The organism is Micromonospora echinofusca, assembly GCF_900091445.1.
GTDB lineage: Bacteria > Actinomycetota > Actinomycetes > Mycobacteriales > Micromonosporaceae > Micromonospora > Micromonospora echinofusca.
In genome coordinates this window covers 5,393,232-5,408,431 of record NZ_LT607733.1, presented here as the reverse complement: position 1 = coordinate 5,408,431, position 15,200 = coordinate 5,393,232, and the positions used below count along the sequence as shown (strand labels likewise).

The following is a 15,200-nucleotide window of genomic DNA, read 5'->3' as shown; positions in this document are numbered from 1 at the left end:
ATGCCGTGAAGCTGGGAAATAGCTGAACGGATGAGTCCAGCGGGGCAACGGCTGTCGGTCCCGGTCGCTACGGTGTCGTCTGCTCACTCACCCCCCGGAAGGAAATCGCGTGTCAGAGCAGGTCGCACCGCCCCCCGCGCCGGACGCCGCCCAGCCCCCGTCGGCCGTCCAGGCGCCGCCCCCGGCGGAGCCCCAGGCCGAGAAGTCCGGTTCCAAGAAGCTGCTCGGCATCGTGGGCGCGATCGTCGTGTTCCTGGTCGTCGCCGGCCTCAAGTTCGGCATTGGCTCGGCCATCGGCAACTTCTTCAACAAGGACGAGACCGCCGAGGCCAAGGCCGGCGACTGCATCGCAGAGCTGCCCGAGGTGACCGGCACCGAGGAGGAGAAGGTCGACGGCGCGAAGGTCGTCGAGTGCACCTCCACCGACGCCGTCTACAACGTGGTCGGCCGCGTCGACGGGCAGACCCAGGCGCAGGCCCGCTCTCCGGAGGCGTGCGGGCAGTACATCAAGGAGGGCCAGGAGGGCTACGTCTACTACAGCATCGAGCCGGGCAAGACCGGCTACCTGCTGTGCCTGACGAAGAAGGCCTGATCCCCTTACGACAGCACCGTCGACGGCGGCGCGGACGACGTCCGCGCCGCCGTCGGCGTCCGTGGGTACGGGCGGGCGAACAGGAGGTGAATGCCACTGTTCCGGCGTCTTCCCCGGGGCGCTCACGGCGTGGCAGGCTACCGGCACGTAACACCACTGTGCGACCAGCCAACGATGACTGACCGCTAGGAGGACGGCCGATGGGCGAGATGGTGGGCTACCGCGGCAACGGGGGGACGAGCGAGGGGTATCTCGCGATACCCTCCGGCGGTGCGACCAGCCCTGCGGTCATCGTCATTCAGGACTGGTGGGGCCTCGTGCCGCACGTCCGGGCGGTGGTCGACCGCTTCGCCGAGGCCGGATTCGTCGCCCTCGCCCCGGACTTCCGCCACGGCGGCCCGGCCAGCAAACCCGACGAACCCCGGCAGATGCTGAACAGCGCGCAGATGGACGAGGCGGCCGCCGACATCGCCGGCGCGGCCGACTACCTCGCCGGGCGGCCCGAGGTCGCCGGCAAGGTAGGCTGCGCGGGCTTCTGCGCCGGGGCGAGCCTGGCCCTCTGGGCGGCCACGCGCTCCGAGCGGATCGTCGCCACCGCCGCCTTCTATCCCCGGCTGCCGTGGGACGGGATGCGCGCCGAGTGGGCCGACTACGCGGGCAAGGCGGCGCTCATCCACTGCTCCGAAGAGGACGGCACCTCCGCCGCCGACGGCGTACGGACCGTCCGCGGCGCCATCGAGACCTCCGGCGGCACCTGCCAGGTCTACGACTACCCCGGCACCTCGCACGCCTTCTTCAACGAGGACCGGCCGGAGAACTTCGACCAGCGCGCCGCCGCCACCGCCTGGGCCCGCACCCTCGAACTGTTCCGGGCCAAGCTTGGCTGAGCCCCGTACGCCCGACGAGGTGGTCGCCCGCGCCGCGCGGGCGACCGACCTGGCTGACCTCGACGCCGCCGTCAGTGACTGCTTCGCCTGCCCGCGGCTGGTGCGGTGGCGGGAGGAGGTGGCCCGGGTCCGCCGGGCGGCCTTCCGCGACCAGGAGTACTGGGGGCGGCCGGTGCCCGGTCTCGGCGTCGCCGGCGCGCGCATCGCCATCCTCGGCCTGGCGCCCGCCGCGCACGGCGGCAACCGCACCGGCCGGATCTTCACCGGCGACCGCTCCGGCGACGTGCTGTTCGCCGCGCTGCACCGGGCCGGGCTGGCCAACCAGCCGACCAGTGTCGCCGCCGACGACGGCCTGACCCTGCGGGACCTGCGGATCTTCTCCGCCGTGCGCTGCGCGCCGCCGGACAACAAGCCCACCCCCGAGGAGCGGGACACGTGCGCGCCGTGGCTACACCGCGAGGTGACGCTGATCCGGCCCACCCTGCGCGTCGTGGTCGCGCTGGGCGCGTTCGCGTGGGCCTCGTGGTGGCCGGTACTGCGCCAGGTGTACGGTCTGCGACCGCCCAGCCCGCGACCGGCGTTCGGCCATGGGGCACACTGGTCCGGCACGGGCGCACCGGAACTGCTCGGCTGCTACCACGTCAGCCAGCAGAACACCTTCACCGGGCGGCTGACACCAGGGATGCTGGACGACGTGTTCGCCCGGGCGAAGGCACTGGCCGGGGTGGACTGAGGCGCGGGGGCGGTGGCGATGACGGACGGAACGCGTCGGCCCGTGCGACCCGCCCTGGTGGCCCGGAGGTAACCCGCGATGCAGATCAGCGTCCTGCGCAGGTGGTGGCCGGTCGCGGCGGTGGTGCTCCTGCTGGCCGTCGCCGCGCTGTCGTCCGCCCACTCGTCGATCGGCGCGAGCCGGATCCCGCCCGCCACCGACAGCATCCCGTACGTCCCGGAATATCCGACCGCCGCGCCGGACCCCTCGATCCCCGTCGAGCCGCGCGACACCGCCGAAACCACCGGGGCGCGGATCCCGGGGTGGCTCGTCACCGCCGTCGTCGGGCTGCTCGGGCTGGCGCTGCTCGGCGCGTTCGGCTACCTCACCTGGACGCTGGTCCGGGGCGCGATGCGGCGCACCACCCGGGCGTTGCCGGGCCGCCGGCCCCGGCGTACGCCCGAGGGCACCGCCCGCGAGGTGGCCGCCGCCCTCGACGCCGGCCTGGAGGAGTTGGACGACCGGGCCACCGACCCCCGTACGGCGGTGATCGCCTGCTGGGTCCGCCTGGAGGAGGCCGCCGCCGGGGCCGGCGTGCCCCGGCTGGCTGGCGACACCCCGACCGACCTGGTCAGCCGCCTGCTGCGGGGCGACCCGTCGGCGGGCGTCCCCGCGATCGTCAGCGCCGACGTGCTGGCCGAGTTCGCACACGTCTACCGCAAGGCCCGGTACGCCACCCGGGAGGTCGACGAGCACACCCGCGACCAGGCCCGGGCCGCGCTGCGCCGGCTGCGCGGCGAGCTCGCCGCCGTGGTGGCCGACGCCGACGCCGAGGTGCCCGCGTGACCGGGACGGATGCCGGCGTGGCCGGGGCGCGGCCGGTGCCCGCCCGGCGTGGCGAGGTGGCGCGGTGAGCAGCACCAGCATCGACGACCTGCTGAGCTTCGAGGAGGAACGACCGGCACCCGCCGAGCCGTCCCGGGGCGGGCGGGTCGGTCGGGTGCTGCGCACCGTGGCCGGCGTGGCGGCCGTCGTGGTCGTGCTCGTCGCCGGCCTGCGCGTGGTCGGCCTGCGGGTCTCGCTGCCGGTCCTCGTCGCCGGGGTGGTCGCGCTGTTCCTGGTGCGCCGGGTCGTCGCCGCCCTGGCGCCCCCGCCCCGCTCCGGCGGCCGGGCGCCGGCCACCACCGACGACGACGGCACCTGGAACTGGGGCGCCCGCGACGCGCTGCGCGCCGCGATCAACGGCTGGGAACGGCCGCTGGACTGGGCCGGGAGGGACCGGGAGCGGTTCGCCGAGCGGATCCTGCCGCGGATCGGCGAGCTGGCCGACGAGCGGCTGCGCCAGCGCCACGGCCTGACCCGCGAATCCGACCCGGAGCGGGCCCGCGCCCTGCTCGGCGACCGGGTCTGGACCTTCCTCAGCACCCCCTCCCGCCGCCCCCCGTCGCCGCGCGACCTCGCGGCGATCGTCGCCGAACTGGAGAAGATATGAACGACGTGGACCGCAGCATGCCCGCCGCCGAGGTCGGCCACCTCGCCCGGTCGGTGCTCGAGGCGGTCGGTCAGGTCGTGGTCGGCAAGCGGGACGCGCTGGAGCTGGTCCTCGCCGGGATCCTGGCCGGCGGGCACGTGCTGCTGGAGGACCTGCCGGGCCTCGGCAAGACGCTGACCGCGCGGTCCTTCGCGCAGGCGCTCGGGCTGGACTTCCGCCGGCTCCAGTTCACCCCCGACCTGCTGCCGGCCGACGTGACCGGCTCGTTCCTCTACGACCAGCGCAGCGGCGACTTCGCGTTCCGGGCCGGCCCGGTCTTCACCAACCTGCTGCTCGCCGACGAGATCAACCGGACCCCGCCGAAGACCCAGTCGGCCCTGCTGGAGGCGATGCAGGAGAAGCAGGTCTCGGTGGAGGGCGTGACGTACAAGCTGGACGAGCCGTTCCACGTGCTGGCCACCGCCAACCCCATCGAGTACGAGGGCACCTACCCGCTGCCCGAGGCGCAACTCGACCGGTTCCTGCTCCGGGTCTCCTTCGGCTACCCGGAGGCCGACGAGGAGTGGGAGGTGCTGCGCCGGCGGATGGCCCGCCGCCGCGAGGAGGCCGAGATCAAGCCGGTGGTCGACGCGGAGACCCTGCGCGCCATGCAGGCCGCGCTGGAGGACGTGGTGGTGGAGGACTCCGTCGGCCGCTACATCGTCGCCCTGACCGCCGCCACCCGCGAGCACCCGTCGGTGCTGGTCGGCGCGTCGCCGCGCGGCTCGCTGGCGCTGCTGCTGCTGGCGCGCGTACGGGCCGTGATGGCCGGGCGCGACTACGTGGTGCCGGAGGACGTCAAGGAGGTCGCCGCCCCCGCCCTCGCCCATCGGATCACGCTGCGCCCCGAGATGTGGCTGCGCCGCGTCGATCCGTCCTTCGTGGTCGGTGAGGTGCTGGAGGCGACCCCGGCGCCCGCCAGCGGTGCGCTGCCCAGCTACGCCGCAGGCCACGGGCGCTGATGGTCGCGTCCCCCGTGCCGCCCCGGGTCGAGTCGTCGGGGCCGCCGCCCGCGACCGGCTGGGTGCCCACCGGGGCGCTCGGTCGGGCGGTCCTGCTCACCGGGCTCCTGCTGATCGCGGGGGTGCTGCTCGGCCGGGTCGACCTGGTCGTGCTGGCCGCCCCGTTCGCGCTCGGCACCGCGTACGCGCTGCGCCGCCGGCCGACCGCCCTGCCGCAGGTCTGGATCTCCGGCGACGACGGCCACCTGGTCGAGGGCGGCGAACTGACCGCCACGGTCACCGTCGGCAACCCCGACCAGCTCGACTACGACGTGGCGGTGGTGCGCAGCCGGATCTCGCCGTGGCTGCGCGTCGAGCGGGCGACGATCGCCGGGGCCACCGCGGCGTCCGGCGCCCGGTCGGCGGCTGTCCCGTCCGTCGCGGAACGGCCCTTCGTGACCGCCGTACCGACCGCCGCGGCCGTGGACCTTGAGCTGACCGGCACGGCGCTGCGCTGGGGCCGGCACCCCGTCGGCCCGGCGGGTGCCCGGGTCGCCGTCGCGCAGGGCCTGCTGGTCTCCCGCGCCGTGATCACCGAGCCGTCCCGGGTGCGGGTCTACCCGAAGACCGAGCCGTTCGACGCGGTCGAGGCGATGCCCCGGGCCGCCGGCCTGGTCGGCGCGCACCACTCGCGCCGGCCCGGCGAGGGCGGCGAGCTGGCCGGCGTACGGGTCTTCGCCCCCGGGGACCGGCTGCGCCGGATCGATTGGCGGGTCTCGCTGCGCGCCCGGCAGCTGCACGTGGCGGCCACCCTCTCCGACCGCGACGCCGAGGTGGTGGTGCTGCTCGACGTGCTCGCCGAGGCCGGCCGCTCCGGCGGTGTCTCCGGTGCCGCCTCCGTACTGGACACCACCGTGCGGGCCGCCGCCGCCATCGCCGAGCACTACCTGCACCGCGGCGACCGGGTGTCGATGCTCGAGTACGGCCCCGCCGCGCGGCGGCTGCGCCCCGCCACCGGTCGCCGGCAGTACCTCACGGTCCTGGAATGGCTGCTGGAGGTGCGGGCCGAGTCCTCGCCGCACGAGCCGTACGACCAGGTCTTCGGCCCGCAGGTGCTGTCGGCCGACGCGCTGGTGGTGGTCCTCACCCCGCTGCTCGACGAGCGGTCGGCACAGATGCTGGCCCGGCTGGCGCGCTCCGGGCGGTTCGTGGTCGCGGTGGACACCCTGCCGGCGGACCTCGCCCCGCCGAAGGACCGGGGCTGGGCCGAGGTGGCGTACCGGCTGTGGCGGCTGGACCGGGACACGATGATCGGGCAGCTGCGCGAGCACGGGGTGCCCGTGGTGCGTTGGGCCGGCGCGGGCAGCCTCGACGAGGTGCTGCGGGACGTGGCCCGCCTGGCGACCGCCCCGAGGGTGGGCCGGTGAGCGCGAGGAACGCGGCGCAGCGGAGTCCCGCGGTCGCGAACGAAAGGCGGCACCGGTGAGCGCGAGGAACGCGGCGCAGCGGAGTCCCGCGGTCGCGAACGAAAGGCGGCACAGTTGAACGCCGTCACCGAACGGGTCCGGGCGCTGCGGTACGCCGCCGCCCGGATCAGCCTGACGCCGCTGCTGGTGCGCGCCGGCATCTTCCTCACCGTGCTGGTCGGCCTCGTGCTGGCGTACCCCTCCGAGGTGCTCCTCGGCCAGCCGCTGCTCGCGCTCGTGGCGGTGGCGGTGCTGCCGGCGGTCGGGCCGCGCCGGGTCTGGCCGACCTTCGCGGCGCTGGTCACGGTCGGCGGCTGGCTGGTCGCCACCGACGGCTACGGCCGGCCGATCGCCCTCTGGCGGCTGCTCGCCGTGGCGGCGGTGCTCTACCTCACCCACACCCTCTGCGCGCTGGCCGCCGTGCTCCCGTACGACGCGGTGGTCGATCCCGACCTGATCGTGCGGTGGCTGGCCCGGGCCGGCGGGGTGCTCCTGGCCACCTTCGTCCTCGGTGTGCTGTTGGTCGAGGTCGGCGGGCTGGGTGGTGATACCGGACACCAGGCGGCGACGGTGGTCGGGCTGCTCGTGGCGGTGGCGGTGGCGGCGTTGCTGGGGTGGCTGCTGCGCCGCAGGTGACGCCCCCTTTCGGGGGAAGTCGTGCAGGTCACAGGGGTTGTGCTCCGTCACAGAGAAGGGGCGCGGGCGGGATTAGCCGCGCCGCGCCGGGAAAGATAGATGACGTGAACCCGAAGCGGATCCTTGTGGTGGGTGCCGGGCACGTCGGTCTCTACGCGGCACTGCGCCTGTCGAAGAAGCTCAGCTCCCGTGAGGCTGAGGTCGTCGTGGTGGACCCTCAGCCCCACATGACCTACCAGCCGTTCCTGCCCGAGGCGGCGGCCGGCAACATCTCGCCCCGGCACTCCGTGGTGCCGCTGCGGCGGGAGTTGCGCCGGTGCAAGGTGGTGGCGGGCGCGGTGACGCGGATCGACCACGACCGCAAGACCGCCGTGGTGCAGCCCATCAGCGGCCCCACCCGGGAGATCCCGTACGACCACGTCGTCGTCGCCCCCGGCTCGGTGTCCCGGACGCTGCCGATCCCCGGCCTGCACGAGCACGGCATCGGCTTCAAGACCATCGGCGAGGCCATCTACCTGCGCAACCACGTGCTGGACCGGCTCGACGTGGCCGCCGCCACCCCCGACCCGGCCGTGCGTCGCTCCGCGCTGACCTTCACCTTCGTCGGCGGCGGGTACGCCGGCATCGAGGCGCTCGCCGAGATGGAGGACATGGCCCGGGACGCGCTGAAGTACTACCCGGAGCTGAAGCCGGAGGACATGCGCTGGGTGCTGGTCGAGGCGACCCAGCGGGTGCTGCCCGAGGTGGATCGGGACATGGGCGCCTACACGGTGCAGCAGCTGCTCAAGCGGAACATGGACATCAGGCTGGACACCCGCCTCGAGTCCTGCCTCGACGGGGTCGTGAAGCTCTCCGACGGCGACAGCTTCCGCTCCGACACCATCGTCTGGACGGCCGGCGTGAAGCCGTCGCCGATGCTGGACGCGACGGACTTCCCGCGCGACGAGCGGCGTCGGGTCACGTGCCTGCCGACCCTCCAGGTGGTCGACGGCGACCGGGTGGTCGAGGGCGCGTGGAGCGCCGGTGACTGCGCGGCCGTGCCGGACCTGACCAAGGAGCCCGGCAACTACTGCTCGCCGAGCGCCCAGCACGCCGTCCGTCAGGCCGCCCGGATGGCCGACAACATCGTCAACGTCGTACGCGGCCGGGAGCCGGTGGAGTACAAGCACAAGCACGCCGGCAGCGTCGCGAGCCTCGGCCTGCACAAGGGCGTGGCCCAGGTGTACGGGATCAAGATGACCGGCTGGCCGGCGTGGTTCATGCACCGGACGTACCACATGAGCCGGATCCCGTCGTTGAACCGCAAGGTCCGCGTCGTGGTGGACTGGACCCTGGCGTTCTTCCTCAAGCGGGAGGTGGTCGCCCTGGGGCAGCTGCACGATCCGCGCGAGGAGTTCGCCGAGGCCTCCCAGCCGGTCGGCGCCGGCCGGCGCTGACCGCGTCACGCGAAAGGCCCTTCCGCCCCGGGCGGAGGGGCCTTTCGCGCACGTACGGCCGGCCTGGCGGCCTTTCGCGTGATCTGCGGCCGGTCGACGGGCGCGGCGGCCGCGCGGCCCGGCGTGAGGTCAGACGCGCCAGGTCCAGGCGTCGGCGATCCGGGTCGCCGGCCCGTAGAGCTGCTCCAGCGTGCCGCGGAGGCTGTCGGCGTGCGGGGTGTCGACGGCCAGGGCCACGCAGGAGGCGCCCCAGAAGTCCGCGTCCTCGGCGGCCTGCTGGCGCTGGCCGTCGTCGACGACCGGCTGCCCGCCGCGCCTGCCCACTTCGGCCAGCAGCGCCGAGGTGGGCCGCGGGTAGGTGCCCATCGCCGCCGTGCCACCCCGGCCGTACGGGCCGATGAAGAAGCCCTCCGGCATGCCGAACGCCGCGTCGGCGGCGGTCGCCCAGCGCATCGGCCACGGCTGCTTGGGCGTGGCGAGCGGCACCGGCACCAGCACCCCGCCCGGCTCGACGCACTGGCGCCAGTGCCCGCCGGTGACGAACTCGGGCAGCGGCGGGCGCGCGGCCGTGGGCAGCGGGGTGGGCAGCAGCGGCAGCAACGCCACGCCCACCGCCACCGGCACCAGGCGGCGGGCCAGGCCGGCGCCGCGCAGCGCCCGGTCGACCGCCAGCACCAGCAGGGTGGCCACCAGCGGCAGCACCGCGAGGGCGAACCGCATCGGTAGCGCACCGTCCACCACGGGCAGTCCCGAGAGCAGGGCGTACGGGCCCGGCACGGCGGTGCGTTCGCTGTCGACGACCACCCGGGGGCCGAGCGACAGCGCCCCCGTCACCAGCGTGCCGGCCACGCACGCGACGACCAGGGGGCGACGGCCCAGCCAGAGCGCGCAGGCGGCGGCGACCACCAGCAGGGGCAGCCCGAGGAACGTGTTGTACTCGGCCGGCCCCGTGGTCAGCCGGGCGGCGTCGTCGTCACCCGCGACGGACAGCGGCGAGATCGTCCACCAGCTGCGCAGATCCGCGGAGAAGTAGTGCGGGCTGAACATGCCGTCCGCGACGCCCTGCGGGCCGGCGAACTGGAACCAGAGCGGCCAGGCCAGTACGAGCAGGGCGAGCCCGGTGGCGAGCGCCATCCCGCCGGCGAAGCCGGGTAGGGCGCGTCGGGCCAGGTTCCGGTCCGCCACCGTGTAGGTGACCGCCATCACCAGCAGCGTGACCGCGCAGAGGAAGAGCACCTCCTCGCCGACGAAGACCTGCGCGGTGACCGCCGCAGCCAGGCCGACGGCCGAGCTGACCATCCGCCGGCGGTCCGGCCCGTCGTCGCCGCGCGCCGGGTCGGCGGCGCGCAGCAGGCGGACCACGAGCCAGACGATCACCGGAACCAGCCACTGCGCCGTCATGTGCAGGTGGCTGTTGGTCTGCGAGACCATCCCCGGGCCGAAGCCGCACAGCGCCGCCCCGAGCGCGGCGGCGAGCCGGCGGGCGCGCAGGACCCGGGTGAAGAGCAGGTACCAGGCGATCGCGGTGCCGGCCAGGTTCGCCAGGGCCAGCAGGGCGAAGCTGACCGGCGCGCCCAGCAGCAGGGTCACCGGGGCGAAGAGCACGCCGAGCGCGATGACCGTGGTGTTGGTCATCAGGTTGACCCCGTCGGGCGCGTTGAGCCGCCCGGTGAGCAGGTCGAAGTCGCCGAGCAGCGCCCGCGAGTCGACGGCGAGGAACCACTCGTAGAGGGCCTGGTCCTCCGGGTTGAGCGCGAGGACCCGGGCCGCCGGGTCGGGCCAGAGCCCGTGGGTGAGCCACCCGGCCAGCGCCACGAAGGTCAGTGCGACGGTGACGTCCGTCCGGCGGCGGTGGACGGCGGCCAGCAGTCGCGCCGGCCGGAGCCGGCGGGCGGGGCGGTCGGTGGCGACGACAGCCTGGTCAGGGACGGCGTCGGGGGCCGTGGGGGCTGTGCTGCTCACGGTCTCGACCCTAGTGCGACCCGGACGCCGGGGTACGCCGGGCCGCCGCCGACCCGCTAACGTGACACTGCACCACGCGTGTCGACCCGCGTGGTGTCACCCGCCCGGGTGGTGGAACGGCAGACACGGCCGCCTTAAAAGCGGCTGCCGCAAGGCGTGCGGGTTCGACCCCCGCCCCGGGCACGCCCACTCTCAGCTTCCGCTCAGCTTGGCGATCTCCACGGGACTGCCCTGGGCGTTTACTCTTGTGGGTGCACGTTCACGTGCAACGACCCCCTGAGGGAGGCCTGACAGTGAAGACTTCGAACCCGGTGCTCGCCCGGCTCGGCCAGGCGGCCGAGCGGGAGCGCTCCGCCGGGTACGCCCCGACCGGGCCGTACGGACAGCCCGGCTATCCACAGCAGTACCCGACGGAGGCCGGCTACCCGGCGGCCCCGCCGACCGTCAACACCATGTCGATCGACGACGTGGTGGTCAAGACCGTCACGCTCCTGGGCATCCTCGGCATCTCCGCCGCGGCCGCGTGGGTGCTGGTGCCGGACGCCCTGCTCGGCGCGGCCTGGATCGGCGCGGCGGTGGTCGGCCTGGTCCTGGGTCTGGTCATCTCGTTCTCCCGGATGGCGAACCCGGCGCTGGTCGTCGCGTACGCCGTCGTCGAGGGCGTCTTCGTCGGCATGGTCAGCAAGTTCTTCGAGTCGCTCTACGACGGCATCGTGGTCCAGGCGGTGACCGCCACGTTCGGTGTCTTCTTCGTGATGGCCATCCTCTACAAGGCGAAGGTCATCCGGGCGACCCCGAAGTTCGTCAAGGGCATGATCGCCGTGATGGCGGGTCTCTTCGCCGTCATGCTGATCAACCTCGTGTTCGCGCTCTTCGGCGTCAACACCGGGCTGCGCGACGGCAGCCCGCTGGCGATCGGCTTCAGCCTGGTCTGCATCGTCGTCGCCGCGCTGAGCTTCGTGCTCAGCTTCAAGGAGGTCGAGGACGGCGTCCGGATGGGGCTGCCCCAGCGCTACTCCTGGGTCGCCGCCTTCGGCATCCTGGTCAGCCTGGTCTGGCTCTACATCGAGATCCTGCGCCTGCTGAGCTACTTCCAGGGCGACGACTGACCCTCGCCCGCCCGTCCGACGGCGCCCGCCCCCGCACCCGCGAGGGCGGGCGCCGTCGCGTCCCACCCACCCACCTTAGACTCGTGGCGTGGGCGGTGGGGAGCTGGAGCGGGCGGTGGAGCTGTTGGTGCGTCAGGTCGGGCACTGGCAGCAGCCCCGCTGGGCGGCGGTGGCCGCCGGTGGCAACGTGTCCCGCGCCGATCTCGTGCACCGGCTGGTGCAGGAGATCGCGAACCTGGCCGCCGACGCGGAGGGCGGGCCCCGGCGGGCGGTGCCCCGGCTCGACAACGACCTGGCGTTGCCCGACCAGCTCCGGGTGGTGGCCGCCGACCTGGTCGCCGCCGCGCCGCCGCCCGAGATGCTGGCGCGGGCCGCCGCCGAGGTGACGGCGACCCGCGACCCTCTCTAGGGGGACGGCGGCCCGCAGGACCTCGGGCGCGACCCGCGCGGGACGTCGGGGCTACGGCCGGGCGGCGAGGTCCGCTCGGAACGGTCTCACCGCCCAGACCAGCCCTGCGCCGCGTCGCAGCCCGCCGCGTGGAGCATGCGCCAGGTTGCGCTCGCCAGGGAAGCCCGTGCTCGCGCGTACGTTCAGCTCAGGCGCTCGACGACCATGGCCATGCCCTGGCCGCCGCCGACGCACATGGTCTCCAGGCCGATCGTCTTGTCGTGCCAGTCCAGGGCGTTGAGCAGAGTGCCGGTGATGCGGGCGCCGGTCATGCCGAACGGGTGGCCGACGGCGATCGCGCCGCCCATGACGTTCAGCTTCTCCAGCGGGATGTCGAGCTGGCGGTAGGAGGGGATCACCTGCGCCGCGAACGCCTCGTTGATCTCCACCAGGTCGACGTCGTCGATGGTCATGCCGGCCCGCTTGAGCGCCTGCCGGGTGGCCTCGACCGGGCCGAGGCCCATGATCTCCGGCGAGAGGGCGGTCACGCCGGTGGAGACGATCCGGGCCAGCGGCGTGATCCCGAGGTCCCGGGCCCGCTGGGCGCTCATGATCACCACGGCGGCGGCGCCGTCGTTGAGCGGGCAGCAGTTGCCGGCGGTGACGCGGCCGTCGGGGCGGAACACCGGCTTCAGCCCGGACACCGCCTCCAGGGTGACCCCGGCGCGCGGGCCGTCGTCGGTGTCGACCACCGTGCCGTCCGGCGTGGTGACCGGGGTGATCTCCCGGGCCCAGAAGCCGTCGGCGATCGCCTTCTCGGCGAGGTTCTGGCTGCGTACGCCGAACTCGTCCATGTCGGCGCGGCTCACGTCGTACACCTGGGCCAGGTTCTCGGCGGTCTGACCCATGGTCAGGTAGATGTCCGGCAGCTCGCCGGCCTCGCGCGGGTCGGTCCAGACGGGGGCCCCACCCTGGGCGCGGGCCTGGGAACGCTCGGTGGCGGCGGCGAAGCGCGGGTTCTCCCAACCGCCGCCCACCAGCGCCTGCGCCTCCTTCGGCAGCCCGTCGGAGCTGCCGCGGGCGTACCGGGAGACGGTCTCGACGCCGGCGGAGATGAACACGTCGCCCTCGCCGGCCCGGATCGCGTGCATCGCCATCCGGGTCGTCTGCAACGAGGACGCGCAGTAGCGGGTGAGCGTCGCGCCGGGCAGCGTGTCCAGGCCCATCAGGGTGGCGACCACCCGGGCCATGTTGAAGCCCTGCTCGCCGCCGGGCAGACCGCACCCCAGGTAGAGGTCGTCGATCTCGGTCGGGTCGAGCTGGGGAACCTTGTCCAGGGCGGCCCGCACGATGGTCGCGGCGAGGTCGTCCGGGCGGACGTCGCGCAGGGATCCCTTGTGCGCCCGGCCGATGGGGGAGCGGGCGGTGGCGACGATGACGGCGTCGCGGGACGACTCAGTCGGCATGAACCAACGTTAACCCGTCGGTAACTTCGGGTGGAAGCTGCCCGCCGGCCGGGAAATGTCACGCCGGCAGCGGCTGGCCCGCCGGCCGGGAGATGTCACGCCCGCGACGACTGGTCAGTGCCGGGAGGCGACCGCCGCGGCGGCGGCGACGGCCGGGAGCAGGGCGTGCGCCCAGACCCGGTAGCCGTCGGCGGAGGGGTGGTAGCCGTCGTGGCACAGCGTGCCGGCGTCGGCCCGGAACACCGCCCCGGTCTCGGTGGCCAGGTCGACGACGGTGCCGCCGGCGTCGAGCACCGCCGCCGTCTGGGCGCGGGCCACCCGCCGCCCCGACCAGCCGACCACGTTGCGCAGCGGCGGGGCGATCGCGCGTACGGCGCCCAGGTCGGGGCACGTGCCGACGACGACCTCGACCCGGGCCTCGCGCAGCCGGTGCACGGCCGCCCCGAGGTAGGCGGCGGCCTCCACCGGGCGACGCAGGGTGGTGGCGTCGTTGGCCCCGATCAGGATCACCGCCACGTCGGGACGCTCACCGAGCAGCGCCCGGGCCACCTGGGTGGCCAGGTCCGTCGAGCGGGAGCCGGAGACGCCGACGCTGGACAGGTGCACCCGGCGGCCGTTCGGGCCCTCGGCGAGCAGGTTGGCCAGCTGCCCGCCGATGGTCTCGTCGAGGCGGCCGACCCCGACGCCGAGGGCGGACGAGTCGCCGAGCAGCACCAGCCGCAGCGGCGGCGCGTCGGCGCGCCCGACCGTGGCGCGCAGGGCGAGCGCCAGCTCCGGCTGGGCGTACCGGCGGTGCCGGGCGGCGAAGGCCTGCCCGGCCAGGACGGCGGCGCCGCCGACCGTGCCGGCGATGAGGCTGAGCGTCGCCGCCCGGCCCAGTCGGTTGGCGAGCCCCGAGGGGATGAAGCGCTCGCTCATGCCAGTCCCTCCAGTGTGGGTGAGTCGGCGGCTGGGCCGGGCTGCGGCACCGCGCCGACACCGAAGAAGGCCCGTCGGCGCAGTTGCGCCCACCGGCCGGCGGGGCCGCGCTCGCGCCCCTGGACCCGGGTGCCGCTCACCTCGGTGCCCGCGTGGCGGGCCGCCTCCTGCGCGGCCTGCGGCAGCGACCGTACGCCCTCGCCCCGCAGGAGGGTCGGACGCCGTTCCTGCCCCGCGCCGAGCGCGGAGAGCACGGTCGGCAGCAGCGCGGCGGCGGCCACGGCGTAGCCCTCCGCCGAGGGGTGGAACCGGTCCCAGGCAAACATCCGGGTCGGCTCGGCCGCGAATCGGGGCCCAAGCAGGTCGCCGAGGGAGACCGTCCAGCCGCCGGCCTCGACCACGGCGACCGTCTGCGCGGCGGCGAGCTGCCGGCCCCAGCGGCGGGCCAGCCAGCGCAGCGGCGGCCGGATCGGCTGGATCGTGCCCAGGTCGGGGCAGGTGCCGACGACCACCTCGCAGCCGGCGGCGCGCAGCGTGCGGACCGCCTCGACCAAATAGCGCACCGCCAGGGCGAACGGGGTGCGGTTGGTCACGTCGTTGCCGCCGATCAGGATCACCGCGACGTCGGGCCGGCACTCCAGGGCCGCCTCCACCTGGTGGCGCAGCACGGCCGAGATGGCGCCGACCACGGCGAAGCGGTGCAGCCGGACGGGGCGTTGCAGGCGGCGGGACAGGCCGGTGGCGAGCAGGGCGCCGGGCGTCTCCCGGCGGCGGTGCACGCCGTAGCCGGCGGCCGACGAGTCGCCCAGCACGACGACCGTGACCGGCGGGCCGGGCAGCTTCGCGCCGTAGACGCCGTCGCAGCGCGGCGGCGGTGCCTCCGCCATCGGGATCGTGCGGCGGGCCTGCCGGGCCTGCCCGAGGAGCACACCGCCGGTCGCGACCGCGGCCGCCGCGGTGGCACCCGTGCCGATCGCCGCGAGGCGGGCGACCTGCCGGGCGCGCTGCCAGCGCGAACCAACCGGGACGACGGAACCAGCGACCCCCATACAGCGACATTATCGCGCCGGCACGACACGCCGCTGTCGTCGTGCCGGCTCGCGGGTGCCTGGAAGTCGACGGTCCTGGGTATCTGTACGGGTGACCGGAGGGCGGT

General features: G+C 74.7%; 14 protein-coding genes, 1 tRNA gene and 1 pseudogene. 12 read left to right on the top strand and 4 right to left on the bottom strand.

What is annotated here, in order from left to right:
• The first annotated feature begins 109 nt into the window (after window positions 1–109).
• The 9 genes from GA0070610_RS22960 (at window position 110) to GA0070610_RS22920 (ending at window position 8,201) form a co-directional block, all read left to right on the top strand.
• Window positions 110–592, top strand: a complete 483-nt coding sequence (locus GA0070610_RS22960; RefSeq protein ID WP_089001965.1) for an LppU/SCO3897 family protein — start codon at window positions 110–112, stop codon at window positions 590–592.
• A gap of 200 nt (window positions 593–792) precedes the next feature.
• Window positions 793–1,479 carry a dienelactone hydrolase family protein gene (locus GA0070610_RS22955; RefSeq protein ID WP_089001964.1) on the top strand — a complete coding sequence of 229 codons (687 nt, stop codon included), beginning with the start codon at window positions 793–795 and terminating at the stop codon, window positions 1,477–1,479.
• Window positions 1,480–1,498: 19 nt separating this feature from the next.
• A complete protein-coding gene (locus GA0070610_RS22950) occupies window positions 1,499–2,212 on the top strand; it encodes a uracil-DNA glycosylase (RefSeq protein WP_089001963.1) in 714 nt (237 codons plus the stop codon).
• Window positions 2,213–2,290: 78 nt separating this feature from the next.
• Window positions 2,291–3,037, top strand: a complete 747-nt coding sequence (locus tag GA0070610_RS22945; protein WP_089001962.1) for a DUF4129 domain-containing protein — start codon at window positions 2,291–2,293, stop codon at window positions 3,035–3,037.
• A gap of 64 nt (window positions 3,038–3,101) precedes the next feature.
• Window positions 3,102–3,683 carry a hypothetical protein gene (locus GA0070610_RS22940; RefSeq protein WP_089001961.1) on the top strand — a complete coding sequence of 194 codons (582 nt, stop codon included), beginning with the start codon at window positions 3,102–3,104 and terminating at the stop codon, window positions 3,681–3,683.
• Entirely contained in the window at window positions 3,680–4,684 is a 1,005-nt protein-coding gene (locus GA0070610_RS22935) for an AAA family ATPase (RefSeq protein ID WP_089001960.1), read from the top strand. The genes GA0070610_RS22940 and GA0070610_RS22935 overlap by 4 nt, the downstream gene beginning before the upstream one ends.
• Complete coding sequence (locus GA0070610_RS22930; RefSeq protein ID WP_089001959.1) at window positions 4,684–6,090, top strand: DUF58 domain-containing protein; 1,407 nt, start codon at window positions 4,684–4,686, stop codon at window positions 6,088–6,090. Before GA0070610_RS22935 ends, GA0070610_RS22930 begins: the two co-directional genes overlap by 1 nt.
• A gap of 114 nt (window positions 6,091–6,204) precedes the next feature.
• Window positions 6,205–6,765, top strand: a complete 561-nt coding sequence (locus GA0070610_RS22925) for a hypothetical protein (protein ID WP_089001958.1) — start codon at window positions 6,205–6,207, stop codon at window positions 6,763–6,765.
• Window positions 6,766–6,869: 104 nt separating this feature from the next.
• Entirely contained in the window at window positions 6,870–8,201 is a 1,332-nt protein-coding gene (locus GA0070610_RS22920; protein ID WP_089001957.1) for an NAD(P)/FAD-dependent oxidoreductase, read from the top strand.
• Between the two features lie 129 nt (window positions 8,202–8,330).
• Here GA0070610_RS22920 and GA0070610_RS22915 read toward each other — a convergent pair whose 3' ends face one another.
• Window positions 8,331–10,163, bottom strand: coding sequence for a hypothetical protein (locus tag GA0070610_RS22915; protein ID WP_089001956.1), 1,833 nt, complete (start codon window positions 10,161–10,163; stop codon window positions 8,331–8,333).
• 102 nt (window positions 10,164–10,265) lie between these two features.
• Between GA0070610_RS22915 and GA0070610_RS22910 the strand changes: the two genes are divergently transcribed.
• The 3 genes from GA0070610_RS22910 to GA0070610_RS22900 all read left to right on the top strand — a co-directional run bounded on the left by GA0070610_RS22910 (window position 10,266) and on the right by GA0070610_RS22900 (window position 11,681).
• A tRNA-Leu gene (locus GA0070610_RS22910) sits at window positions 10,266–10,346 on the top strand.
• 110 nt (window positions 10,347–10,456) lie between these two features.
• Entirely contained in the window at window positions 10,457–11,272 is an 816-nt protein-coding gene (locus GA0070610_RS22905; protein WP_089001955.1) for a Bax inhibitor-1/YccA family protein, read from the top strand.
• An 88-nt stretch (window positions 11,273–11,360) separates the two neighbouring features.
• Window positions 11,361–11,681, top strand: a complete 321-nt coding sequence (locus tag GA0070610_RS22900; protein WP_089001954.1) for a hypothetical protein — start codon at window positions 11,361–11,363, stop codon at window positions 11,679–11,681.
• Window positions 11,682–11,863: 182 nt separating this feature from the next.
• Here GA0070610_RS22900 and GA0070610_RS22895 read toward each other — a convergent pair whose 3' ends face one another.
• The 3 genes and pseudogenes from GA0070610_RS22895 to GA0070610_RS22890 all read right to left on the bottom strand — a co-directional run.
• Window positions 11,864–13,126, bottom strand: coding sequence for an acetyl-CoA C-acetyltransferase (locus tag GA0070610_RS22895; RefSeq protein WP_089001953.1), 1,263 nt, complete (start codon window positions 13,124–13,126; stop codon window positions 11,864–11,866).
• A 114-nt stretch (window positions 13,127–13,240) separates the two neighbouring features.
• Complete coding sequence (locus GA0070610_RS30690) at window positions 13,241–14,044, bottom strand: SGNH/GDSL hydrolase family protein (protein ID WP_101414210.1); 804 nt, start codon at window positions 14,042–14,044, stop codon at window positions 13,241–13,243.
• A pseudogene (locus GA0070610_RS22890) lies at window positions 14,033–15,093 on the bottom strand (SGNH/GDSL hydrolase family protein); the annotation flags it as partial. The pseudogene GA0070610_RS22890 and the gene GA0070610_RS30690, both read right to left, overlap by 12 nt.
• Between the last annotated feature and the right edge of the window lie 107 nt (window positions 15,094–15,200).

Excerpts from the sequence above, each read along its gene's own strand:
- GA0070610_RS22935 (WP_089001960.1), top strand. The coding sequence starts at position 3,680 with ATGAACGACGTGGACCGCAGCATGCCCGCCGCCGAGGTCGGCCACCTC.
- GA0070610_RS22895 (WP_089001953.1), bottom strand. The coding sequence starts at position 13,126 with ATGCCGACTGAGTCGTCCCGCGACGCCGTCATCGTCGCCACCGCCCGC.
- GA0070610_RS22955 (WP_089001964.1), top strand. The coding sequence starts at position 793 with ATGGGCGAGATGGTGGGCTACCGCGGCAACGGGGGGACGAGCGAGGGG.
- GA0070610_RS22930 (WP_089001959.1), top strand. The coding sequence starts at position 4,684 with ATGGTCGCGTCCCCCGTGCCGCCCCGGGTCGAGTCGTCGGGGCCGCCG.
- GA0070610_RS30690 (WP_101414210.1), bottom strand. The coding sequence starts at position 14,044 with ATGAGCGAGCGCTTCATCCCCTCGGGGCTCGCCAACCGACTGGGCCGG.
- GA0070610_RS22945 (WP_089001962.1), top strand. The coding sequence starts at position 2,291 with ATGCAGATCAGCGTCCTGCGCAGGTGGTGGCCGGTCGCGGCGGTGGTG.